The 23,204-nt window shown below is 67.5% G+C and carries 20 protein-coding genes and 1 pseudogene; 9 read left to right on the top strand and 12 right to left on the bottom strand.

Going from position 1 to position 23,204, the window contains the following annotated elements:
- Together fnr and DM992_RS12390 are read right to left on the bottom strand one after the other, a co-directional pair.
- Complete coding sequence (fnr, locus tag DM992_RS12395) at positions 1-774, bottom strand: fumarate/nitrate reduction transcriptional regulator Fnr (protein WP_111017022.1); 774 nt, start codon at positions 772-774, stop codon at positions 1-3.
- 304 nt (positions 775-1,078) lie between these two features.
- Entirely contained in the window at positions 1,079-1,726 is a 648-nt protein-coding gene (locus DM992_RS12390) for a response regulator transcription factor (protein WP_111017021.1), read from the bottom strand.
- A gap of 346 nt (positions 1,727-2,072) precedes the next feature.
- Here DM992_RS12390 and DM992_RS12385 point away from each other — a divergent pair, with 346 nt between their 5' ends.
- The gene (locus tag DM992_RS12385; RefSeq protein WP_111017020.1) at positions 2,073-2,531 is read left to right on the top strand and encodes a universal stress protein; all 459 of its coding nucleotides are present in this window, start codon (positions 2,073-2,075) and stop codon (positions 2,529-2,531) included.
- Positions 2,532-2,582: 51 nt separating this feature from the next.
- On the opposite strand, the gene DM992_RS12380 is transcribed toward DM992_RS12385, so the two are convergent.
- The 3 genes from DM992_RS12380 to DM992_RS12370 all read right to left on the bottom strand — a co-directional run bounded on the left by DM992_RS12380 (position 2,583) and on the right by DM992_RS12370 (position 4,933).
- The gene (locus tag DM992_RS12380) at positions 2,583-3,416 is read right to left on the bottom strand and encodes a universal stress protein (protein ID WP_111017019.1); all 834 of its coding nucleotides are present in this window, start codon (positions 3,414-3,416) and stop codon (positions 2,583-2,585) included.
- Positions 3,413-3,916, bottom strand: coding sequence for a universal stress protein (locus DM992_RS12375; protein WP_111017018.1), 504 nt, complete (start codon positions 3,914-3,916; stop codon positions 3,413-3,415). Before DM992_RS12375 ends, DM992_RS12380 begins: the two co-directional genes overlap by 4 nt.
- Positions 3,917-4,093: 177 nt before the next feature.
- On the bottom strand, positions 4,094-4,933 hold the full coding sequence (locus DM992_RS12370; RefSeq protein WP_111017017.1) for a universal stress protein: 840 nt from the start codon (positions 4,931-4,933) through the stop codon (positions 4,094-4,096).
- A gap of 210 nt (positions 4,934-5,143) precedes the next feature.
- Between DM992_RS12370 and DM992_RS12365 the strand changes: the two genes are divergently transcribed.
- The 4 genes from DM992_RS12365 to DM992_RS12350 all read left to right on the top strand — a co-directional run bounded on the left by DM992_RS12365 (position 5,144) and on the right by DM992_RS12350 (position 9,386).
- Entirely contained in the window at positions 5,144-5,641 is a 498-nt protein-coding gene (locus DM992_RS12365) for a hypothetical protein (RefSeq protein WP_111017016.1), read from the top strand.
- Positions 5,631-6,377 (top strand): acetoacetyl-CoA reductase, encoded by a 747-nt coding sequence (phbB, locus tag DM992_RS12360; RefSeq protein ID WP_111017015.1) that lies wholly within the window; start codon positions 5,631-5,633, stop codon positions 6,375-6,377. Before DM992_RS12365 ends, phbB begins: the two co-directional genes overlap by 11 nt.
- Positions 6,374-8,188 carry an alpha/beta fold hydrolase gene (locus tag DM992_RS12355; RefSeq protein WP_111017014.1) on the top strand — a complete coding sequence of 605 codons (1,815 nt, stop codon included), beginning with the start codon at positions 6,374-6,376 and terminating at the stop codon, positions 8,186-8,188. The genes phbB and DM992_RS12355 overlap by 4 nt, the downstream gene beginning before the upstream one ends.
- Positions 8,189-8,345: 157 nt before the next feature.
- On the top strand, positions 8,346-9,386 hold the full coding sequence (locus DM992_RS12350; protein ID WP_111017013.1) for a zinc-dependent alcohol dehydrogenase family protein: 1,041 nt from the start codon (positions 8,346-8,348) through the stop codon (positions 9,384-9,386).
- Positions 9,387-9,470: 84 nt separating this feature from the next.
- On the opposite strand, the gene DM992_RS12345 is transcribed toward DM992_RS12350, so the two are convergent.
- Positions 9,471-10,874 (bottom strand): MBL fold metallo-hydrolase, encoded by a 1,404-nt coding sequence (locus DM992_RS12345; protein WP_111017012.1) that lies wholly within the window; start codon positions 10,872-10,874, stop codon positions 9,471-9,473.
- 319 nt (positions 10,875-11,193) lie between these two features.
- Here DM992_RS12345 and DM992_RS12340 point away from each other — a divergent pair, with 319 nt between their 5' ends.
- Together DM992_RS12340 and DM992_RS42690 are read left to right on the top strand one after the other, a co-directional pair.
- Complete coding sequence (locus DM992_RS12340; protein WP_111017011.1) at positions 11,194-11,643, top strand: hypothetical protein; 450 nt, start codon at positions 11,194-11,196, stop codon at positions 11,641-11,643.
- Between the two features lie 145 nt (positions 11,644-11,788).
- A pseudogene (locus DM992_RS42690) lies at positions 11,789-11,896 on the top strand (BON domain-containing protein); the annotation flags it as partial.
- Between the two features lie 101 nt (positions 11,897-11,997).
- On the opposite strand, the gene DM992_RS12330 reads toward DM992_RS42690, so the two are convergent.
- Positions 11,998-12,510 carry a lecithin retinol acyltransferase family protein gene (locus DM992_RS12330; RefSeq protein WP_111017010.1) on the bottom strand — a complete coding sequence of 171 codons (513 nt, stop codon included), beginning with the start codon at positions 12,508-12,510 and terminating at the stop codon, positions 11,998-12,000.
- A 440-nt stretch (positions 12,511-12,950) separates the two neighbouring features.
- Between DM992_RS12330 and DM992_RS12325 the strand changes: the two genes are divergently transcribed.
- Positions 12,951-13,472 carry a hypothetical protein gene (locus tag DM992_RS12325; protein ID WP_239511278.1) on the top strand — a complete coding sequence of 174 codons (522 nt, stop codon included), beginning with the start codon at positions 12,951-12,953 and terminating at the stop codon, positions 13,470-13,472.
- A 40-nt stretch (positions 13,473-13,512) separates the two neighbouring features.
- Here DM992_RS12325 and DM992_RS12320 read toward each other — a convergent pair whose 3' ends face one another.
- The 5 genes from DM992_RS12320 to DM992_RS12300 all read right to left on the bottom strand — a co-directional run bounded on the left by DM992_RS12320 (position 13,513) and on the right by DM992_RS12300 (position 20,781).
- Positions 13,513-14,637: an ABC transporter permease gene (locus tag DM992_RS12320; RefSeq protein ID WP_111017009.1), complete on the bottom strand. Its 1,125-nt coding sequence runs from the start codon at positions 14,635-14,637 to the stop codon at positions 13,513-13,515.
- Between the two features lie 2 nt (positions 14,638-14,639).
- Positions 14,640-17,444 (bottom strand): ribosome-associated ATPase/putative transporter RbbA, encoded by a 2,805-nt coding sequence (gene rbbA / locus DM992_RS12315; RefSeq protein WP_111017008.1) that lies wholly within the window; start codon positions 17,442-17,444, stop codon positions 14,640-14,642.
- Positions 17,441-18,514: an efflux RND transporter periplasmic adaptor subunit gene (locus DM992_RS12310; RefSeq protein WP_111017007.1), complete on the bottom strand. Its 1,074-nt coding sequence runs from the start codon at positions 18,512-18,514 to the stop codon at positions 17,441-17,443. The genes rbbA and DM992_RS12310 overlap by 4 nt, the downstream gene beginning before the upstream one ends.
- A complete protein-coding gene (locus DM992_RS12305) occupies positions 18,511-20,010 on the bottom strand; it encodes an efflux transporter outer membrane subunit (protein ID WP_111017006.1) in 1,500 nt (499 codons plus the stop codon). The genes DM992_RS12310 and DM992_RS12305 overlap by 4 nt, the downstream gene beginning before the upstream one ends.
- Before the next feature lie 165 nt (positions 20,011-20,175).
- Positions 20,176-20,781: a LemA family protein gene (locus DM992_RS12300; protein WP_162631641.1), complete on the bottom strand. Its 606-nt coding sequence runs from the start codon at positions 20,779-20,781 to the stop codon at positions 20,176-20,178.
- Between the two features lie 385 nt (positions 20,782-21,166).
- Here DM992_RS12300 and DM992_RS12295 point away from each other — a divergent pair, with 385 nt between their 5' ends.
- A complete protein-coding gene (locus DM992_RS12295; protein WP_239511277.1) occupies positions 21,167-23,194 on the top strand; it encodes a PAS domain S-box protein in 2,028 nt (675 codons plus the stop codon).
- The last annotated feature ends 10 nt before the right edge of the window (positions 23,195-23,204 follow it).

Below are 23,204 nucleotides of genomic sequence, written 5' to 3'. Positions count from 1 at the left end.
TCAGATGCGCGCGAGCCCTTCCGAATCGACGATGCGGATCTGCTTGCCCTGCGCCGCGAGGAGCCCTTTCTGCTGGAACTTCGACAGCATGCGGCTGACCGTCTCGAGCTTCATGCCGAGATACTCGCCGATCTCGTCGCGGGTCATCCGCAGCACGAACTCCGCGGCCGAATAGCCGCGTGCCTTGAAACGCGTGGAGAGATTCAGCAGGAACGCGGCCACGCGCTGTTCCGCGCTCATCGTACCGAGCAGCAGCATCAACGCCGACTCGCGAACGATCTCGCCGCTCATCATCTGGTAGACGTGATGCTGCATCGTCCGTACTTCGCGGCACATCTGTTCGAGCTGGCCGAACGGAATGATGCAGACGGTGCTGTCTTCGAGCGCGATCGCGTCGCCGTTGTGGTGCCCGGTGTGCACGCCGTCGAGCCCGAGCGATTCGCCGACGATCTGGAAGCCGGTCACCTGCTCGTCGCCGTCGCGATGCATGACGACGGTCTTGAACGATCCGGTTCTCACCGCGTAGATGCTGTTGAACGTATCGCCGGCCCGATACAGGGTGTCGCCGCGCTTGACTTGACGCGTCGTGCAGATCATCGCGTCGACCCGCACGAAATCGTCGGGCGTCAGTTCCTGGGGCAGGCAAACGGAGCGCAGCGCGCATGAAGAACAGCGGGACGACGCGCGCTTCGGCTGGTCCGACCGCTCGGTGAGGTGCAGCGGAATAAAGGGGCGGGACTGCGGCGGCATCGACACTTCGGCATGGCTCTGCATGATCTGCTCCGGTTTGTTGGGCGGCGGCGAATCACGTTCGCGCGGTTGCGCTGGCCGCCGTACGGGCGGCCTGAAACTCCGCCGGTTTCATCAAGGACGCGCCGCGCCGGGGCGGCGGGACGACGATGCAGTCGAGGCAGGACTGCGCCGCCGGGCCGCTTCGGGAGGCACGCGTGTTTGCTTTTGTTGACGGGGAGTATGGACAGCCGGACGCGCGAATGAAATCAGCCGAAATTGAAGATTAAGTAGGTGATGAAGAAGGGCTGTAGGGAAATTCCTACAAGCGTGCGGCATCTTGTCGCGCTCAGAGTTCGTCCGGGTCGTAGAACAGCTTGTGGCGTACGGCGTAACGCACGAGCGCCGCATCGTTCGGCATCTGCATTTTCTCGAGGATGCGTGTCTTGTAAGTGCTCACGGTCTTCACGCTGACGGACAGCGCCTGCGCGATTTCGGAGATCGATTCGCCGGAAGTCATGCGCCGAAACACGTCGAACTCGCGATCGGACAAGCGCTGGTGCGGCTGCAGTTCTGCCGGCTCGTTGAGGCTTTGCGCGAACTGCTCCGCCATCGCGAGGCTCACGTAGACGCCGCCGGATGCAATCTTGGACAACGCGGCCACCAGCTCCGCGCTCGCGCTTTCCTTCGTCATGTAGCCGGATGCGCCGGCGCGAAACGAACGCACCGCATATTGCTGTTCGGCATGCATCGTCAGCACGAGGATATGCAGGGCCGGCTTTTCGTCCTTGATCTGCCGGATGAGTTCGATGCCGTTGCGGCCGGGCATCGACAGATCGAGCACCAGCACGTGTGCCGGGGTGCGGCGGATCAGCGTCACGGTCGAAGCGCTGTCGCGCGCCTCTCCCGCGACCTCGAAACCGGTTGCGTTCTGCAGGATGTATCGGAGGCCGTCCCGGACGAGCGCGTGGTCGTCGGCGATGAGTACCCTGATCATGCGACATACCCCTAGCCGGATCGCATGGAACGGCCACGCGGCGGCGATCGTTGATCCTGCCCTCGATTCCGGCATCCCGATCGTCCGACGTCCGGCTGCGGTCATGATGACCGCCTTCGATGCCCGGACGCCATTCCGGCAAATGCGCTTGCGTGCGCCGATCCGCCGTTGCGGACGAACGACTGAATTGTGCGCGTTTTGCAGGTGTTCGCCAATCGGCGCGCATGCATGGGGCCGCCATGTCCGGCGCGAGGCCCGCTTGATCGGTGTCAACGGGCCGGACTGCGGCGGGCCCAGACTGAAGATTCCGATCCGGCCGGATCGGATGGATGAACCGGGAGGCGCCATGTATGAACGGATCTTCGCCGCGCTCGACGACAGTCGCGGCGCGCGGCTCGCGCTCGACGAGGCGATAGCGCTCGCCCGCGCGTCGGGCGGCCTCGTCATCGCCGTGTGCGTCGTGTCGGATACGCCGCGGCTGACGAATATCGACAGCGGCTATGTCGATCGGAGCGACCCGGGCGGAGTAGGGGCAGACCGCGCGGCGACGGCGGTCGCCGATGCCGAGACCGCGTTCCGGCTGTGCGGGGTGCGCGGCACCGCGCAAACGATCGACGCATGTGGAGAGAACGTATCGTCGGTGCTGGCGCGCGCGGCCGCCGACTGCGATGCCGACCTGATCGTGATGGGGACGCACGGCCGGCGGGGTGTTCGCAGGGCGTTGCTCGGCAGCGTCGCCGAGTCGCTGCTGCGCACCGCGGACCGGCCCGTGCTGCTGGTCCGCGACGATCCGGGCGCGGCGTGACCCGCCAGGAAGACGGGGCGGCCAAATGAGGCCGCCCCGCGCCGTTCATGCTCAGTGCGACAGCAGCACCGGCACCGTCATGGTTTCGAGGATCGTGCGCGTCGCGCCGCCGAGTACGCGCTCGTGCATCCGGGTATGGCTGTACAGGCCCATCACGATCAGGTCCGCGTGAAGGTCGGTGGCCCGGTTCAGCAGCGTCGCGCCGACGCCGACCGTGCTTGGGCGGGTCGTCGTCGAGAACGATGCGCGGATGCCGTGGCGCTCCAGATATGCGGCGACGTCCACGCCTGCCGGCGTCTTGTCCGGATCGGGTTGCCCGTGGCTGACCGTCTCGACGTTGACGAAGCGCGCACGCGCGAGCAGCGGCAGCGCGTCGGCCATCGCGCGCGCGGCTTCGCGCCCGCCGTCCCAGCCGATCAGCACGTTCTCGCCGATCTTGCGCACGTCGCCCGCGTACGGCACGACGAGCGCCGGACGGCCGCTGCCCATCACGACGTCCTCGATGAAATGGCGCGCGACGTGCGTCAGGCGGTCGTCGGGATCCTCCTGGCCGAGCACGAGCAGGTCGGCATGACGCGCATGCAGGATCGCGGCGTCGGTCGCGGTGCCGGCGGGCGCCTGCCATTCGACGCTGCGCCCCGCGCGCTCGGCGGCTTCGAGGAATTTCTCCTCCGCGTCCTTGCGCCGCTGTTCGCAAAGGCGCTCGTACACCGCGAGCTTGAGCGGCTCGTCGGGCCGCCGCAACGGTTCGAAGAGATCCTGGCAGACCACGTACAGGCCGATCAGGTGCGCGTTCCAGCGTCCTGCGAGTTCGAGCGCCAGTTCGACGCGCGTCGCGCAGCGATCGCTGTCGTCGAGATGGACGAGCAAGGTCTTGTAGCTCATGACGGTTCCTTTTCGGTAGACGCAGCGCCGGGCGCGGCGGCGGGCACCGGCGTGCAACTCGCCGGAATCATCAGCACGGGGCACGCGGCGCGCCGCAGCACCCGCTCGGCGACGCTGCCCAGGACGACGCGGCGAAAGCCGCGCCGGCCGTGCGTGCCCATCACGATCAGGTCGGCGCCGGCTTCCTTCGCAACGATCAGGATCCGCTGCGCGACGTCTTCGCCGCCCGGATCGACATTGGCGATCCGCGGCGTGCCGGTGACGCCGCGCGCAGCCATGCGCTTGGCCGCGTCGTCGGTGACGCGCAGCCCTTCCTCGCGGAACGCGTCGATCAGGATCGACGGATCGTAGCCGTACATGTCGTAGGCCGGCACCAGGAAATCGACGACGTAGACCGGCGTGAGCCGCGCGCCCGATTCCGACGCAAGCATCAGTGCGGCGTCGAGCGCGCGGGACGACGTTTCGCTGCCGTCGAGCGCGACCAGAATGTTCGAGTACATGGCGGTTCCCTCTGAACGCGTGTCAACGATTTCATCATCGGCGCACGCGCGCCGATCGCGCTGATCTGGATCAAGCGGCGCCGTCGCGTCGCAGCAGCCGCACCGCATCGCGTGCGGCAATCCACGCTTCGTCGGTCGGCTCGACGACGAGCAGCGCGAGCGTACGCATCGGCGCGCTCAGTGCGACATCAGCACCGGCAGCGTCATCGACGCCAGCACCGTGCGCGTGGCGCCGCCCATCAGCAGCTCGCGCCAGCGCGGATGGCCGTACGCACCCATCACGAGCAGATCGCTGCCCGTTTCGTACGCGCGCGACAGCAGCGTGTCGCCGACGGACGTGCCGGGGCCGCTATCGATGTCGAGCACGTTGACGTCCGGTGCGTGACGCGCAAGCATCAGCGCGGCATCCGCTGCCGGAATGCGGGTAGTCGCCGCTTCGGAATCGCCGTCGACCACCGCGACGACCGTCGTGCGTTTCGCGTGCTCGAGAAAGGGCAGCGCGTCGTGCGCGGCGCGCGTGGCCTCGCGGCTGCCGTCCCACGCCACCAGCGCGCGCTCGCCGATCGACGGGAATTCCCCGGCATACGGCACGAACAGCACCGGACGCCCCGCCGACAGCACGAGCGTTTCCGGAAACTGGTCGTCGATATAGGTTTCGGGATCGTTCGGGTCGCTCTGGCCCGCGATCACGAGATCCGCGAGACGCGCGAGACGCGGCACCGCGAGGTTGGCGCGCTCATCGGCGCGAATCCAGGCCGACGATACGCCGGCCCGAGCCGTTTCGGCATGAAACAGGCGTTCGAGCGCGGCGAGACGTTCGTCGCGCTGGTCGCGCTGTTCGCGAAAGTAATCGGCGGAACCGGCCATCACGTAAAACGAAGTCGGCTCCGGTGTATAGATCGCGAACACCCCGGTCAGGTGCGCCTTGAAGCGCCGCGCGAGACGCAACGCAAACTCGAGGCGCGAATGCGCGCGAAGGCTCGTATCGAGATGCACGACCATGCTCTTGTAGCTCATCGGGATCGCTCCATCGACGGTGTATCCGCCATTGCAATTCAGTCTACGAAGCGGGCTTCCCGCGCGCTTGACGCAGATCAACGGCCGCCGTGCCGCACAGCCGCACAGTGAGGCGGTCGCGGCCGGTACCGGGCAGGCGGCGCAAGACGGGTGCCGCCCGGGGTGCAGCCGGGGTGCCGCCACTTCGACCGAATCGACAGAGGGAAGACGATGACCACCGACGCTTTGACGACACCGAACGGCGCGTGCCGGGCAGCCTGCGACATCGCGCTGCGCCTGTTCGCGCTGAATCGCGACTGGCAGCACGAATGGCATGCGCTGACGGGACGGCGCATCGAGCGGGATCGCGACGCGGCGCGGCAGTTGCAGCAGGCGCTCGCGGAAACGCGGGAATGGACCGAGTTCGGCGCGGCGGCACAGCGCGTGATGCGCGATTACGCGATCGCAAGCGCCGCGATCTGGCAGGACGCGGTCGAATGGGGCATGCGCACGCAATACGAGGAGGCGGGGGTCTGGCGCACCTGGCTGCGCGAGTATGGCGCGGACCTGCTGTCGCGCTACCAGACCGACTGGCTGCCCGACGTGAGCCGGCTGGCCGTGGTCAACGAAGCGAGCATGCCGTGGCACGAATGGATGGCGGCGTTCGGGCGCGGCATGACGGACATGGCCGGCGCGAATGCGACGCAGGAGCACGATCATGTGCGCTGACCGTGTCGCATTCGTGACGGGCGGCACGGGCGGCCTGGGCGCCGCGATCAGCCGTCGTCTGCATGCCGCGGGCATGACCGTCGCCGTGTCGCACACGGAGCACAACGACCATATCGCGACCTGGCTGGCGCACGAGCGCGAAGCAGGGCGCACCTTCCATGCGTTCGAGGTCGACGTCGCCGACTACGACTCGTGCCAGCACTGCGCGGCGCGCGTGCTCGCGCAATTCGGTCGTGTCGACGTGCTTGTCAACAACGCCGGCATTACGCGCGACGCCAGCTTCGTGAAGATGACCAAGAGCATGTGGGACGCGGTGCTGCGCACCAATCTCGACAGCATGTTCAACATGACGAAGCCGTTCGTGCCCGGCATGATCGAAGCCGGCTTCGGCCGCATCGTCAACGTCGGCTCCGTGAACGGCTCGAGAGGCGCGTACGGGCAGGCCAACTATGCGGCCGCCAAGGCGGGCATTCACGGTTTCACGAAGGCGCTCGCGCTCGAACTCGCGCGACACGGCGTGACGGTCAACACGGTGTCGCCGGGCTACCTCGCGACCGCGATGGTCGAGTCGGTGCCGAAGGACGTGCTCGACACGAAAATCCTGCCGCAGATTCCGGTGGGGCGCCTCGGCAACCCCGACGAGATCGCGGCGCTCGTCGCGTGGCTGTGCTCGGACACGGGCGCATTCGCGACCGGCGCGGAATTCGACGTCAACGGCGGCATGCACATGCGATGAATGATTCCGTCATCCGCGTGCCGGTCACGCGCCGTCCGGCCGCCGCCGCCGGTGAACTCGCGCAGGTTTCGCGTCCGGACACCTGCGCGCGGCCTGAAGCGTCGCCGGCCGAACAATGGGATCGCGCGGCGCACGCGAGCCTGGCCACGATGACACTCGGCCTCTCGCCCGTGTCGCTGGCGCTGGCCATGATCGACTGGGGTGCGCACCTCGCCGTGTCGCCCGGAAAGTGCTTCGAACTGGCTTGGCAGGCATGGCTCGCGGCCGGTCCGTTGCCGGCGGCGAACGGCGCGGCCGACGCCCCGGACGAGGCCGGGCTGGCGGTGCATGCCGGGCAGGCCGATCCGCGCTTCGCCGCACCGGCGTGGTCGAACTGGCCGTTTTGCGCCTATCGCGACGGCTTCCTGTCGATCCAGCGCTGGTGGCACGATGCGACGCACGGCGTGCGGGGCGTCGAGCGGCATCACGAGGCACTCGTCGGGTTCGCCGCGCGGCAATGGCTCGACGCCTGCTCGCCGGGCAATTTCATTGCGACCAATCCGGTCGTGCTCGACGCGACAATACGCAGCGGCGGCGCCAATCTCGCGGCCGGTGCACGGCACTGGCTGGACGATCTCGGCGCGCAGATCGATCGCGCCGGCGGCGCCCGTCCGCGCGATGCGCGGGCCTATCTGCCCGGGCACGACGTCGCGATCACGCCGGGCCGGGTCGTATGGCGCAACGCACTGTGCGAATTGCTGCAGTACGAACCGACGACGGCCGGTGTCGCACGCGAGCCGATCCTGATCGTGCCGTCGTGGATCATGAAGTACTACATCCTCGACCTGCAGCCGCACAATTCGCTGATCCGCTTCCTGGTCGCCGCGGGCTACACCGTGTTCGCGATCTCGTGGCGCAATCCGGGCGCGGGGTCGCGCAATCTCGGGCTCGACGATTACCTGCGCGACGGCTGCCTCGCCGCGCTCGACGCCGTTCGCGAGCGGTGCGGCGAAGCCGTCCACGCGGTCGGCTACTGCCTCGGCGGCACGCTGCTGGCCATCGGCGCGGCGGCGCTCGCGCGCGACGGGCGGCAGCACGACGCATTGCGTTCCGTCACGCTGCTGGCGGCCCAGACCGATTTCAGCGAACCCGGCGAACTCGGCCTGTTCGTCGATGCGAGCGAGCTGTCCGCACTCGACGCGCTGATGTGGCGGCAAGGCTACCTGGACGGCTCGCAGATGTCCGCCACGTTCGAGCTGCTGAATGCGCGCGACCTGATCTGGTCGCGCATGATGAGCGAGTATCTGCTCGGCAAGCGCACGAAGCCGAACGACCTGATGTCGTGGAATGCGGACGTCACGCGCATGCCGTACCGCATGCACACGGAATACCTGACGCGGCTGTTCCTCGACAACGACCTCGCGGCAGGCCGCTATTGCGTCGACGGCCGGCCGGTCGCGCTGTCGGATATCGACGTGCCGATGTTCGTGGTCGGGACCGAGCGCGATCACGTGTCGCCGTGGCACTCCGTCTACAAGCTGCACCTGCTCACGCACAACGCGCTGACTTTCGTGCTGACCTCGGGCGGCCATAACGCCGGCATCGTGTCGGAACCCGGCCATCCGGGCCGCCACTATCGCCGCGCCACCCGCGAACCGCGCGCGCCTTACCGCAGCCAGCACGACTTCGTGAACGAAACGCGCGCCGTCGACGGGTCGTGGTGGACGTGCTGGCGTGACTGGTTGCGCGCGCACGCGTCGGGCGACGTGCCGGCACGCACGCCGGACGCCGGCCTGGGAGCGGCGCCCGGCACTTACGTGCTCGAAACATGAAGAACCTGACCGGCAGCAATCTCGATCGCGCCGCTCGTCGTCGCGGCGGGATCGGGCCTGCGCATCGGCAGCGCTGCTGGCGCACGCGATGCCGGCCTGCAACGCGCACGCCGGGCCCGATCAACGAACGAACCTCCCTTTCGACGGAGATAACGCAATGAAAGCACTCGTATACCAGGGGCCGCGGCGCAAGGCGCTCGAACGGCGGCCGATGCCGGAGCTGCAGGCGCCGACCGACGCGATCGTCCGCGTGACGCGCACGACGATCTGCGGCACCGACCTGCACATCCTGAAGGGCGACGTACCGTCGTGCGAGCCCGGCCGCGTCCTCGGCCACGAGGGCGTCGGGATCGTCGAGCAGGTCGGCGCGGCGGTCGACACGCTGCAGCCGGGCGATCACGTGCTGATCTCGTGCATCACGTCGTGCGGCCGGTGCGAATACTGCCGGCGCGGCCTGTACTCGCATTGCACGACGGGCGGCTGGATCCTCGGCAACCGCATCGACGGCACGCAGGCCGAGTACGTGCGCATTCCGCACGCGCAGACCAGCCTGTACCGGCTTCCGCCCGGCGCGGACGAGGATGCGCTCGTGATGCTGTCGGACATCCTGCCGACCGGGTTCGAATGCGGCGTGCTGAACGGCAAGGTGCAGCCGGGCTGTTCGGTCGCGATCGTCGGCGCGGGGCCGATCGGGCTGGCGGCGTTGCTGACCGCGCAGTTTTACTCGCCCGCGCAGATCATCATGATCGATCCGGACCGCAACCGGCTCGAGGTCGCGCGGCGCTTCGGCGCGACCGATTGCTTCGACGGCGCCAATGGCGACCCTGTCGCGGACGTGATGAAGCTGACCGACGGCGTCGGCGTCGATTGCGCGATCGAGGCGGTCGGGATTCCGGCGACGTTCGAGATGTGCACGTCGCTCGTCGCGCCGGGCGGCGTCGTCGCGAACGTCGGCGTGCATGGCGTGAAGGCCGACCTGCATCTCGAGAAGCTGTGGGATCGCAACATCGCGATCACGACCCGGCTCGTCGATACGGTCAGCACGCCGATGCTGCTGAAGACCGTGCGCGCGGGGCGGCTCGATCCGAAGCGTTTGATCACGCACCGCTTTTCGCTCGACGACGTCGAGCGCGCGTACGACACGTTCGGCCGCGCCGCGGAAACGCATGCGCTGAAGGTCATCATCGAAGTGGCGTGATGGCAGCGCGCAACGCGGCGGGAGCGGGCGCCCGCCGAGCCGGATGACGGGGCACGCGCGGCGTTCGTGCGCCGCGCGTCGCCGTCAGGATGACAGCGTTGCCGGTTCGCGCGTGTCGTCGCGCTCGGCTTCGTCGAGATCGACGGTCTGCCCGTAGGTCGGCACCTCGCACGGCCAGTGCAGGGTCTCGGCGATGCGCCGCCGCAACGCATCGGCCGCCGCCGGCTCGCCGTGCGTGACGAAGGTCCGGAACGGCGCGCGCTGCATCGTGCCGAGCCACCGCAGGATTTCCTCGTAGTCGGCATGCGCGGACAGTGTCGCGATCGACTCGACCCGGGCACGCACGCGCACATACTCCCCGTGAATCTTCAGTGTCGGCTCATGAGCCGCCAGCGCCGCGCCGCGCGTGCCCGCGGCCTGGTAGCCCACCAGCGCGATCGTGTTGCGCGGATCGGGCGCATAGCGGGTCAGGTGATGCAGCACGCGTCCGCCGGTCGCCATGCCGCTTCCGGCAATGATGACCATCGGCCCCTGGTGGTCGGCGATCGCCTTCGACTGGTCGACCGTGCGGATCATCGTCGCCGCGTGGCCGAGCGCGTTCGCTTCCGACAGGGTCAGCCGGTGCTCGAGGATGTGGTGGCGATAGATCTCCGTCACGTCCGTCGCCATCGGGCTGTCGAGAAACACCGGCACGCGCGCCATGCGGCCGGCCGCTTTCAGGCGCGCGATGTAGTGCAGGATCTCCTGCGCACGGCCGACGGTGAAGCAGGGGATCACGACCACGCCGCCGCGCGAGAAGGTGTTTTCGAACAGCGTTGCCAGCTCGGTCTCGGGGTCCGATGCCGGATGCAGCCGATCGCCGTACGTCGATTCGACGACCAGGTAATCCGCATGCGCCGGCGGCGTCGGCGGCTGCATGATCGGGTCGTGATAGCGGCCGAGATCGCCGGAGAACGCCAGTACCTTGTGATCCCAGTGCATGACGACGCTGGCCGCGCCGAGGATGTGACCGGCGGGCAGCAGCCGGAACGACAGGCTGCCGCCCAGTGCGACGCATTCGTCGAATGCGGCGGGTTTCATCAGGTGCAGCGCGCGTTGCGCATCGTCGGTCGTGTAGAGCGGCTGGGCCGGGTGGTGCTTCGAATAGCCGTGCCGGTTCGCGAAATCGGCTTCTTCCTCCTGCAGCCGCGCGCTGTCGCGCAGCATGATGTCGCAGAGTTCGGCCGTGGCCTGCGTACAGTACACCGGGCCGCGAAACCCGTCGCGCACGAGCACCGGCAGGTAGCCGGTGTGGTCGAGATGCGCATGCGTGAGGACCACCGCATCCAGGGTGTCGGGCGCGATCGGCAGCGGGTTCCAGTTGCGCAGCCGCAGGTTCTTCGTGCCCTGGAACAGGCCGCAATCGACCAGGACGCGCCGGTCGCGATGCTCGACCAGATACTTCGATCCGGTCACGGTTTCGGTCGCACCGAGAAAAGTCAGCTTCATGGCTTGCCTCGCCGGGAGTTGGGGAGTTCAGTGTTCCGATTACATCGCGTGTGCGCGCAATCGCGTTGACTGAAGTCAGGGATTGCCGTATCCGCGTGCGCGGCGGTGGCGATTCGACGGAGGAATGGCGGCGAGCCGCCGTCCGGCATGCGGGGCGCGCCCTATCGCGGGCTTGACGCCGATCAACGCCCGCGCCTGACGTCGGTACGATAGTGGTTTCCTCCGCAATGGCCGCGCTGCGGCCCGGCAATCCGGGCGCCCGTCTCGCGCGAGGCAGGGTGCGTGTCGGCGCGACGAGATTTTCAGGACGAAACCCATCATGACGCTGATCGCGAATCTGGACGGCGCGCGCGCCGGCTACCGGCTGTGCTTCGTCCGCCGCCCGTGGGCGTGGTTCACCTGTCTGCCGCTTGACGAGCAATGCGGCGAAGGCTGGGCGGACGTACCGTATCAGGACTTTGCGAAACCCCCTTACAGCGATTCGCGCACCCAGCTGCTGCGGGTCGCGTTCGACGCACCGCGCCTGCTGGCGCCCGAGACGGGGCTGCATGCGCATGCCTGCAGCGTCGAGCAGATCAACCGCGGGGCCGCGCCGTGGCTGCGCAGCGAGGATTTCGTCGACGGCACCACGCTCGTCGTGCCGGGCTGGATCGCGCTCGGCGCGTTCGTCGAGCGGATCGAGGCGGCCGGCGGCACCGTGTACGCGCCGCTCGGCTGGGCCGAACTGCCGCCGTGGCGCCGGCCCGACGTCACGGCGCCAGCGGGCTGAACCGCCGCCGCGCCGGGTCAGCCAGCTTGCCCCTAGGCCCCCGCCATCTCGTGCGCCTGCGCATCGAGCGCCGCGCCGTCGCACGCTGTCTGCGCGGATCGCGAACGGGCTGTCTCGATCGACGCGACCGACGGTATCGTCACGCGTCTCGCTGACGGGCAAGGTCGCGTCGCCGGCGAAGCGTCACGCTGCGTGCGGGGCGGCAGGGGCGGTCAACGGTGTCCGGGAAGTCGTCGACCGGCTGAACGTCGCCCGGCCGGAGCGATTTCTCACGCTGGTCATCCGGTTCCATTGCAGCACGAGCCGCTCCGCCGCCGGAGACCTCCGTGATATCGATCACGGCGGCGGGCCACGCTAAGCGGCACATTGTCGCGACGGATTCCGATGCCTGGAGCTTGCATCGGGCATCGCCATGTGCAGCTTGCCGGCCATGACGGTGGCGACCAGTATCACGGCGACCGCTATCCCGTGGGCCGGGTTGCGCAGACAGGCTTCCACCTGTTCGCTGCGCGCCGCGCCGAACAGGCACCACCGGCAGAAGTGTTCGCAGTTGTTCGTGAGCAGCCGGTAACGGCGTTCGCCGAGGCGCGACGCCGCGCGGCGGGCGACTTCCGATCCGCTGTATGAGGCGGCCGCGTGCCGGATGATCGCCAGTTCGAAACCGGCCGCGAAGCGGTCGACGGAGATGATTTCGACCGGGCCGCCGCTGAGCCGGCGTGACAGCCCCGCGTAGTGAATCACCTGGCCGTCGCCGATGTAGATGCCGTGATGCGCATAGCCTGGGCGCCGGGTCATGAGGTGCGCGCCGACGGGCCATTCGTTGCCGGCCGCCAAGCCGCCGGATTGCGCTGAAGTCGGGTGGTTCATTGGCTCCTCCTGAATCCCGCGGTGCTGGCCGGCCCTGGGCCGGCCCCGGCATGGCGCAATGCGCCGCCCGGCCGCTGAATGCGTGATGCCTTGTCACGCCTTCAGTATTGGCAGCGGGGCAGGATGCAGCAATCAGCGCGGTCTGAACTTGTTGTCCGACGTGCGGCCATGATGTCGGAAATTTCCGACACGGCAGGACACGATGACTGACAGGCGCGACGGCTGGCCGCTGATCGGGCAAGCGCGGACGAGGTACACCTCGTCGCGGCACGCATGACGGGCCGCCGCGACATTTCCCGGCCAGGCGACGAGATGCGGCCCGAGTCCCCGACGTGCTTGATGTGTGTCAACCGCGCCCGTCGGCATCCCCATACAGTCGACACCAAGGCTTGCGCACGTGGTGCGCGGAGCCGACCAGTTGCGGCACGTTCGGCAGCCGGATGATCCAGCCGATGCCGCGCGTTTGCGTATGGAACTCACGGCGGTGCGAGGCGTTGGCGATGAAACGACGATGGTTGGCGGTTGGCGTGCTGCTCGCGTTGAGCGCTTGCGCGGGAGAGGAGCGTACCGCCGCGTTCAGGAATAAGGAAACGCAACTGCTCGAGACGCGCCAGACGGCATTGCTGCGGTGTGCGACGCAATCCGAATGCGATCGAGCGTGGAACCGCACGCGGGACTTCATCGAAAGACATTCGTCGACCCGGATCACGCGATTCGGCCCGGACCTGATCGAAACCGCGCAGCCGCGTCTGGCCGGAAACGTCTATCTCTGGGCGTCCCGTACAGCATCGGCAGACGGGCGCTCGACGATCCGGCTCAAGGCGATGTGCAAAGGCATGTACGACAGCAATGGCGGCCCGGGCTGGCAATACGACGGCTGCGCGACGAAGATCCTCGAGATACAGCAACGCTTCCGCTCGCTCGATGATCCGTCGTCTGCACAGGGAACGCCTCCACGATAGTGCGACAGCGCGCGCGGCGCAGCGCCGCGCGCCGGGTCGGTCACGTCATTTGGCCGATCGTCTTGCGGAACCGCATCAGCGACAGCAGGAACAGCGCGCATCCGATCGCGAACAGCACCGCGAACTGTACCCATACCGCATCGAAGCCGGCGCCGCGATACAGGATGCGCTGCGCCAGCTCGACGAAATGGGTGGTCGGCGCGGCCAGCATGATGTCCTGCACGGCCAGCGGCATGCTTTCTCGCGGCGTCAGCCCGCCTGACAGCAACTGCAGCGGCAGCAACACGAGCACGAGCAGCATCCCGAACTGCGGCATGCTGCGCACGAGCGTCGCAAGAAAGATCCCCATCGACGTCGTCGCGAACAGGTGCAACGCCATCCCGGCGACGAACAGCGGCACGGAGCCCGGAATCGGCACGTGCAATGCGCCGCCCACCACGAACGTCAGCGATGCGACGGCCGCAACCGTGACGACGAGCCCCATCGACCAGACCTTCGCGAGCATGATTTCCGCCGCGGTCACCGGCATGACCAGCAGATGTTCGATCGTGCCGTGCTCGCGCTCGCGGATCAGCGCCGCCCCGGTCAGGATCATCGACAGCATCGTCACGTTGTTGATCAGTTCCATCAACGCGCCGAACCATACCTCGTCGAGATTCGGGTTGAAGCGCATCCGCATCGCGAGATCGACGGGCGGCAGCGGCGTGCCGCGATAGCGCCGCACGAACGCGTCGATCTCGCCGGACACGATCTGCTGGACGTAACCGCTGCCGGTGAATGCCTGCGTCATGCGCGTCGCATCGACGTTGAGCTGAATCGTCGCATGGCGGCCGGCCAGCACGTCGCGCTGGAAGTCCGGTGGAATGTCGAGCGAGAACGTGTAGTCGCCGTTGTCGAGACCGCGATCGGCCGCGACGGCGTCGATTATCGGCGGCGCCGCGAACTGCGGCGGGAAGAACGCCGCGACGATGCGCGCCGACAGCGGCGACGCGTCCTCGTCGACGATCGCGATCGGCACCTTGTGCAGCGTTTCCGGGCGAGCGGTGGCGGCGACGTAGATCGACGCGCTGAACGTGTAGACGATGAGCGCGAGCAGGATCGGGTCGCGGGCGAGGCTCCAGAGTTCCTTGACCCCGAGCCGGAAAATGGCGAGCAGGCGCGACATGGTCAGCGCTCCTGTTTGCGCAGCAGCAGACCGGTCATGATCAGGATGACCGGCGCCGCCGCGAGCAGCGGCCAGAACTGGGACGACAGGTCGGCCAGCCCGAGCGCCTTGTTGTAAACGCCGCGGCTGATCGCGAGCATGTAGGTGGCCGGGTAGATCGTACCGATCCACTTGCCGCTGCCTTCGAGCGACGACAGCGGCGTGAGCAGGCCCGAGAACTGCACGACGGGGATCAGCGTGCCGATGATCGTCATGAAGATCGCGGCGATCTGGCTGCGGGTGAAGGTCGACGCGAACAGCCCGATGCCCGTGGCCACGACGTTGAATATCAGCACCGCGGCCGCCAGCGTCGCGAAACTTCCCTTGATCCGCACGCCGAACACGACGTCGGCCAACACGACCATCAGCAGGAAATTCAGCATCGCCAGCATCACGTAGGGCGCCTGCTTGCCGAGCAGGAATTCGGCCCGCGTGACCGGCGTCACGTACAGGTTGACGATCGACCCGAGCTCCCGTTCCCGCACGACGGCGAGCGCCGTGAGCATCGCGGGCAGCATCAGCAGCAGCATCGGCATGATCGCCGGAATCATCGCCGGCAGGCTCTTGACGTCCGGGTTGTAGCGATAGCGGACGGCGACGTCGACCGCGGGGACGAGCGACGCGCCGAGCCGGCGCTTCGCCTGATCGCGCAGCCAGTTCTCGTGCATGCCGGCGACATAGCCGCGGATCGTCTCCGCGCGCATCGGCATCGCACCGTCGACCCATGCGCCGATCTCGACGCGCCGGCCGCGCGCGACATCGCGTGCGAACCCGGGCGGAATCTCGATCGCGAGCGACAGGTGGCCGCCGCGCATGCGGCGATCGATGTCGCGATCATCCGCGAGCGGTGCGCGCGGCACGAAGTAGCGCGAGCCGGCGAGGTTCTGCGCGTAGTCCTGGCTCAGGATCGACTGGTCGCGGTCGAGCACCGCGAACGTCAGGTTGTCGACGTCGAGACTGATGCCGATACTGATCACGCACATCAGCACGAGCGAACCGAACAGCGCCAGCGTCGCACGCAGCGGGTCGCGGCGCAGCTCCAGCACCTCGCGCCACAGATAACTGCCGGCGCGCGCCGGGCTGAACCACGTGGCCCGGTGGCTTGTGCCGGCCGCCTCGGGCGGCGCGGCAAGCCAGCCGGCGTCGGACGGAGCCTCCGTCAACGCGCCGTCCGCTTGCTGCGCATCGGTCAGGTATCCGATGAACGCCTCCTCGAGCGTGCCGGCGCCGCGCATGCGAACCAGTTCCTCGGGCGCGGCGCTCGCGAGCACCCGGCCCGCGTGCATCAGCGAGATGCGATCGCAGCGCTCGGCCTCGTTCATGAAGTGCGTCGAAATGAAGATCGTCACGCGATCGTGCCGCGCGAGCTCGATCATCAGTCGCCAGAAATCGTCCCGTGCGACGGGATCCACGCCCGACGTCGGCTCGTCGAGGATCAGCAGTTCCGGCTTGTGCACCATCGCCACCGCCAGGGACAGCCGCTGCCGCATGCCGAGCGGCAGCCGCTCGGGCAGCGCGTCGAGCGCGTCGGCGAGCCCGAAGCGCTCGACCATTTCGGCGACCCGCCCGGACACCTCCGGCTCCGGTACGCCGAACAGGCGCGCATGCAGCACGAGGTTCTGCCGGACGGTCAGTTCGCCGTACAGCGAAAACCCTTGCGACATGTAGCCGACTCGCCGGCGGGTGTCGATGTCGTCCGCGGCGACCGGTCGGCCGAACAGCGTCGCGGTGCCTTCGGATGCGGGCAGCAGCCCGGTGAGCATCTTCATGGTCGTCGATTTGCCGCAGCCGTTGGAGCCGAGAAAACCGAAGATTTCGCCGCGGCGGATCTGCAGGCTCACGTGATCGACCGCGACGAAATCGCCGAACCGCATCGTCAGCGCCTCGGCCTCGATCGCATAACCGGCCGAAGCATCGGGCTGAAAGGGCGCGATCCGGATCGGCTGATGCCCGCGCCGGCGCGCGTCCGGGAGCAACGCGACGAACGCGGCTTCCAGCGTGTCGCAACCGGTATGGGCGAGCAGTTCGCCGGGGCTGCCGGTCGCCAGCACGCGGCCGGCGTCCATCGCGATCAGCCAGTCGAAACGCCGGGCTTCGTCCATGTACGCGGTGGCGACCAGTACGCTCATCGCCGGGCGAGCGGCGCGAATGCGTCCGATCAGATCCCAGAACTGCGCGCGCGAGAGCGGATCCACGCCGGTCGTCGGCTCGTCGAGGATCAGCAGGTCGGGATCGTGGATCAATGCGCAGCACAGGCCGAGCTTCTGCTTCATGCCGCCGGACAGCTTGCCGGCGGGACGGTCGAGGAACGGGTGGAGGCCGGTGCTGCGCGTGAGTGCGTCGATCCGGCGGCGACGCTCCGCCGCATCGTGGCCGAACAGTCTCGCGAAGAACTGCAGGTTTTCCTCGACCGACAGCGTCGCATACAGGTTCCGGCCCAGGCCTTGCGGCATGTACGCGATCCGCCGGCAGACGCGTTCGCGGTGGCGCCGTGACGACAGATCCCCATCGAGGGTCCAGACCTGACCCTGCTGGACCTCGCGCGCGCCGGAAGCGAGCGCGAGCAGGCTCGACTTGCCGACACCGTCCGGCCCGATCAGCCCGACCATGCGGCCGGACGGAATCTCGAGCGTCACGTCGTCGAGCGCGTACTTGCCGCCGTATCGCAACGACACGCCCGACAGCCGTACGACCGTGCCGGGTGCGCCTGCAGCAGGCGGGCCTTCGGTCGATCCGGCGTCGGCGCCGGCCGGCGACATCGATTTCATTGCGGCACCCTGATCGCGAGGCGCTCGGGCCACGCCATGTCCGGATCGACCTTCAGCCACGCGACACCCGGCAGCCCGGTCTTGACGAGCTTCAGATGGCGCTGCAGCAGATCGCGGTCGATGCGCGCCTTCACGCGGAACATCAGCTTCTGCCGCTCGGTGGCTGTCTCGACCGTCTTCGGCGTGAACTGCGCGGTGCTCGACACGTACGACACACGTGCCGGAATCACATATTCCGGCGCGGCGTCGAGCACGATCCGCACGTCGGCGCCGAGCGGCACTCGACCGACGACCGTTTCGGGCAGGAAGAACGTCATGTAGACGTCCGACAGGTCGACGACATTGAGCACCTTGCCGCCTGCCGGCAGCACCTCGCCCGATTCGGCCACGCGATACTGGACGCGCCCGTCGCGCGGCGACGTCAGGTCGCTGTCCGAGATGTCGGCCTGCACGCGCGCGACGGTCGCCTGCGCGGCCGTCACGGCGGAGCGCGCCGCGACCAGCTGGGCCTTCGTGGCGTCGATCGCGGCCTGGGCGGCTTCCGCCTGCGCACGCGCTGCACTCACGGTTGCCCGCAGGCTGCCCGCTCGCGCGCGATCGTCGTCGAGCTCCTGCAGCGACGACGCGCCGTCGCGCGACAGCGTCTCGGAACGCGCGAGCCGCCGCGTCGCCGCATCGAGTTCGCTTTCCCGCTGCACGACGACAGCCGTCGCCGCTGCCTTGTCGCTGCGCCGCTGCGCGACCTGCGCGTCGATGCTCGCCGCGGTGTTCACCGCCTGCTGCTCCCTGGCGCGCGCTTCGTCGAGCTGCGCCTGCAAAACGACGACGTCCATGTGCGCGAGCGGCTGCCCGGCCTTCACGAAGTCGCCTTCGTCGACGAGCATCGCGGCGACGCGCCCCGGCAGCTTGGTCGCGACGTCGATCTCGGTCGCCTCGATACGGCCGTTGCCGCTCACCAGGCCGGCATCCGCGTGTCCGTCACGCCAGCGTGTCCATCCGTAGTAGATCAGGCCGATCGCGAGCACGGCGGCGCCTGCACCGATCAGAAGAGGGCGCTTGATGGTTTTCATCGTCTGGAATCCGGATCGGTCGAAGTGTTGATCGGCGACGCGGCGACCTCGTCGTCCTCGTGCGTCGCGCCGCCGAGCGCGCCGTACAGCGCGACGCGGCTCGACAGCAGCGCACGGCGCGCCATCACCCATTGCTGCTCCGCGTTCATCAGGTCCCGTTGCGCGTCGAGCACTTCGAGGAACCGTGTGGCGCCGCTGTCGTAGCGCAGCTTCGCCAGGCGCGCCCGTTCGGTTTGGGAGGCCAGCGTGGCGCGCTCGATACGTACCTGGTCGGCCAGCCAGTAGCGGGACGCGAGCGCGTCGGACACGTCGCGGAAGGCGCCTTGCAGCGTCTTTTCGTACTTCGCGAGCGCCTCGTCGCGCTGCGCATGCGCAAGGGCGAGATTCGAGCGATTTCGGCCGCCGTCGATGAGCGGCAGCGTCACGGTGGGGACGATCGACCATACGCCGGAGCCGGACGACAGCAGATCGTGCAGCGCGCTGCTGCCCGAGCCGATCGAGCTCGTCAATGCGATGCGGGGAAAGAATGCGGCGCGCGCCGCGCCGATGTTCGCGCGCGTCGCCTGCAGCTCGTGCTCGGCCGCAATCACGTCCGGACGGTTGGCGAGCAGCGAGGAGGGCAGGCCGGGTGCGAGCGACGGCGTCACGGCGCCGTCGTCTAGCGCGAGCGGCGCGTCGGGCAGATCCGGTGGCCCGCCGACGAGCAGCGCCAGCGCGTCGGCAGCCGATGCGCGTGCCTGCTGCAACTGGACCCCAAGGGATTCCGCCTGCTGCAGCAGGATCTCCGATTGCGTCAGGTCGAGTCGCGAGATCGCACCGGCCGCATGACGAAGCCGGAAAATCCGCAGCGATTCGCGCCGCGTGTCGATCGTCGCGCGGGTCAGCGCGATGCGTTCGTCGAGTTCGCACAGGGTCAGGTACGCGTCCGCGACCGCGGTAATCACGCTCAGCGTCGCGGCTCGCCGCGCCGCATCGCTCGCCAGGTAGCGCTGGAGCGCCGCGTCTTTCAGGTTGCGCACACGGCCCCAGAAATCGATCTCCCATTGCGTCTCGGCCAGCCGAACCTCGTAGACCTGGCCGATCATGGGCGTCGGAGACAGGAAGCCGCCCGGTGCACGAAACCGTGCGTAGGCCGCGCCCGCATCGATCGACGGCCACTGGTCCGCGCGGCGGATGCCGTAGACGGCGCGTGCCTGTTCGACGCGCGCGACGGCCGCGCGCAGGTCGCGATTGTCGGTCAGCGCCTGCGCGATCAACGCGCGAAGACGCGCATCGACGAAGTATTGCTGCCACGCCGGCACCTGCGCCGCGGCCGGGGCGTTGGCGTTGGCGGATGGATCCGGAAATGCGACTGGGATCGGCGCGGCGGGACGCTCGTCTGGCGGCGCAAGCGACAGGCATCCCGAAAGCAGTCCCGCGCCCGTTGTCATCGCAACGAAACGCACGCACCGCGCAACGGCGATGTGGAGGTCAGCGGGAAGCGCGATGGCGCGCATGGAATGCCTCGGCGAATTCGGAAACACGGGATGGCGCCGCCTCATGGCGTCGCCGCTTCGGGGTCATTTATATCCGACGATTACGGTTCTAACCCTTGATCTGAGTCACTTCGGCGGAGATGCGTTTCGAGCGGCGCCTCGCTTGACATCTGCGCCGGGCATGTATCAAACCCACGGGTCACTGCGTGCGCCGGGCATGAGCAACCCGCGCGGCAGCGGCGTGTGGGAAGCGATATCGGCAAACGTCCGATCTTCACGAAAGCCCAGCACACGCGCCGAGACGCGCGTCGGAAAGGTATGCAGCCTGGCGTTGTAGAGGGCGACGGCATTGTCATATTGCTCACGGGCGATGCCGATCCGCAGCTCGATGGACCGAAGACGGACTTTCAATGCGCGGTAACGCTTGTCGGCCAGCATTTTGCGGTCTGAATCCGACACGGCCAGCAAACGCGAGACCGCGATTTCGAGTTTGAATTGCGCGTCGTCGTAGTAGCTCAGAGCGTCGCCCTGCCGAAGCGACGCAGCCGCGGCAGGCGTGCCGGCCACCGTCGCGTAAGCGCTGCGCACGGCTGCCAGCTGCATATTCGAAGCCTTCGTTCCGCGGGATTCGACCCGCAGGAGATCGGCGACGATCGCGGCGCGCTCGTCGTACGTGCCGACGACGCCATTCAGTGCCAGGGCGACCCTGTTGTCGCCGTCTCGCAATAGCGACAGGCTGCCGCTGGTCGGCGCCAGCGCAAGGGCAATAAGCGCTACCGAAAGCGTCTTCATGTCGATTCCCGATGTGCGGTCGCGTTTGTCTCGGACAGCTGGACTCGATTTTGGGTACCGAATGCCGGTTTCCGGTTGATTCCCGTCAACCCGGCCGTTCGTGGCGGGAACGGGAAAGGCACGCTCGAGCGGGCGATCCGGCGACATGAGCCGCCCGATGCGCGATTTCGGCGCTGCACGCGGTTTCGAAAGCATTCGCCTGGCTTGCTTCTTGCACGATGCGTCGACGGTTTGTATATAGTGTCAGGCACCGCATGGCAGCCGAAAATTCGCATCCTGGCCGGCAGAATGCCGTCATCATTTTTCGCAAGACTGTGGACGTATCGGAACTGCCGGCCAACCCGAGCCCCGCCCCGGACGGTCCAACCAGGAAGGAGCATTGCGCGTGGAAACGATTGCTCGATTCTTTGTGGCTTCAGGCTTTGCCCCGCACGGTTATTGCCTCCAGTGGTCGCCCGGGCTGATCTGGACATACGTGGTTGCGGACGCAATCATCGCGCTTTCCTACTATTCGATACCCGTCGCGCTGTGGATATTCGCGCGTCGTCGTACGGACCTGCCGTTCAGCTGGCTGTTCCTGATGTTCGCCGTATTCATTCTGGCGTGCGGCACCACGCACCTGATTTCTATTCTCGATATCTGGCAGCCGGTGTACTGGCTGGACGCGAGCGTCAAGACCATTACCGCGGCGGCATCGCTCGCCACCGCCGTCGTCATATGGCCCCTGATGCCGAAGGCGCTTGCGCTGCCGAGCCCGATGCAGCTGGATCAGGCGAACCGCGATCTGGTGCGAGAGATCGCGGCCCGCCAGGAAGCCGAGAGCCAGCTGCGGGCGCTCACTCACGAGCTCGAACAACGGGTTGCGACGCGCACCGCGGAATTCGAAAGCGTCAATGAAGCGCTGCGTCGCAAGGTAGCCGAACACGAGCGCGCGGAGCTGGCGATACGCGATAGTCAACAGCAGCTTCAATCCATCGTCGACAATGCGACGACGGTAATCAGCGTCAAGCAAGCGGATCGTCGCTACGTACTGGTGAACCGGCGCTTCGAGGACGTATTTCATATCCGCCGACAGGATGCATCCGGCAAAACGGACGATCAGCTTTTTCCGGCGGAGCGCGCGGCCATGTATCGAAAAGCCGATGATCGGGTGCTTGCCGGCGAGGTCGTCGAAACCGAGGAAACCGTAATCGTCGACGGACAACTGCATACGTTTCTGTCGGTCGGTTTTCCGATCAAGGATTTCGGCGGCCGGATCGTGTCGATCGGCGGCATTTCCACGGATATCAGCGAACGCAAGCGGGCGGAAGAACGCCTGCGGCTGGTCGTCGAGGCCGCTCCGAATGCGATGGTCATGGTGAACCGCGGCGGCCAGATCGTGCTAGTCAATTCTCAGACGGAGCGTGTATTCGGCTACTCGCGCGACGAGCTGGTCGGTCAAAGCATCGAGCGGCTGGTGCCGGCCCGGTTCCGCGACCAGCATCCCGGCCACCGCGCAGCCTTCCTCGCCGCGCCGAAGAGTCGCCCCATGGGGGCGGGCAGGCATCTGACCGGGTTGCGTCGCGACGGTACCGAACTGCCGGTCGAGATCGGGCTCAATCCGATCGAAACGGACGAGGGCATGTTCGTGCTGGCGGCGATCGTCGACATTACGGAACGCATCCGTGCCGAAGAAGCGTTGCGCGAACGCACCGACGAACTGGCCCGTTCCAATCGCGATCTGGAGCAGTTCGCGTACGTGGCGTCGCACGACCTGCAGGAACCGCTGCGCGCCGTGGCCGGGCCGCTGCAGTTGCTGCAGCGCCGCTACCAGGGGCAACTGGATGCGCGTGCCGACGAATACATCGGCCATGCCGTCGAAGGCGCCACCCGCATGCAGGCGCTGATCGAGGATCTTCTCGCGTATTCGCGCGTGGGCCGATCCGACAATCCGTTCCAGTCGATGCAGTGCGCCGCCGCGCTCGACAATGCGTTGAACAATCTCGCCGTGGCATTGGAGGAGGCCGGAGCCGAAGTTCACCGCGGTTTCCTCCCGACCGTGCAGGCGATTCCGTCGCAGCTCACGTTGCTGTTTCAGAATCTGGTGGGAAATGCGGTCAAGTTCCGCCGCAACGACGGGCCGCTGCAGATCCGGGTCGGGGCGGAACCGGGCGCCGATGGATGGCTGTTCCGTGTCGAGGACAATGGAATCGGGATCGATGCCCAGTATTTCGAGCGTATCTTCCTGATATTCCAGCGCCTGCATACGCGTCGCGATTATCCCGGCACCGGTATCGGACTTGCGTTGTGCAAGCGCATCGTGGAGCGTCACGGTGGCCGGATCTGGGTCGAGTCCGAGCCCGGAAAGGGCGCGACCTTTCTTTTCACGCTGCCCGCCGGGGCGCGGACCGGTCCGAACGCCGAAGTCATTTGAGGAGAGAGCC

It is taken from the genome of Burkholderia sp. JP2-270 (assembly GCF_003233675.1).
In the GTDB taxonomy this organism is placed as follows: Bacteria; Pseudomonadota; Gammaproteobacteria; order Burkholderiales; family Burkholderiaceae; genus Burkholderia; species Burkholderia pyrrocinia_C.
This window is presented reverse-complemented; position numbering and strand designations above follow the sequence as displayed.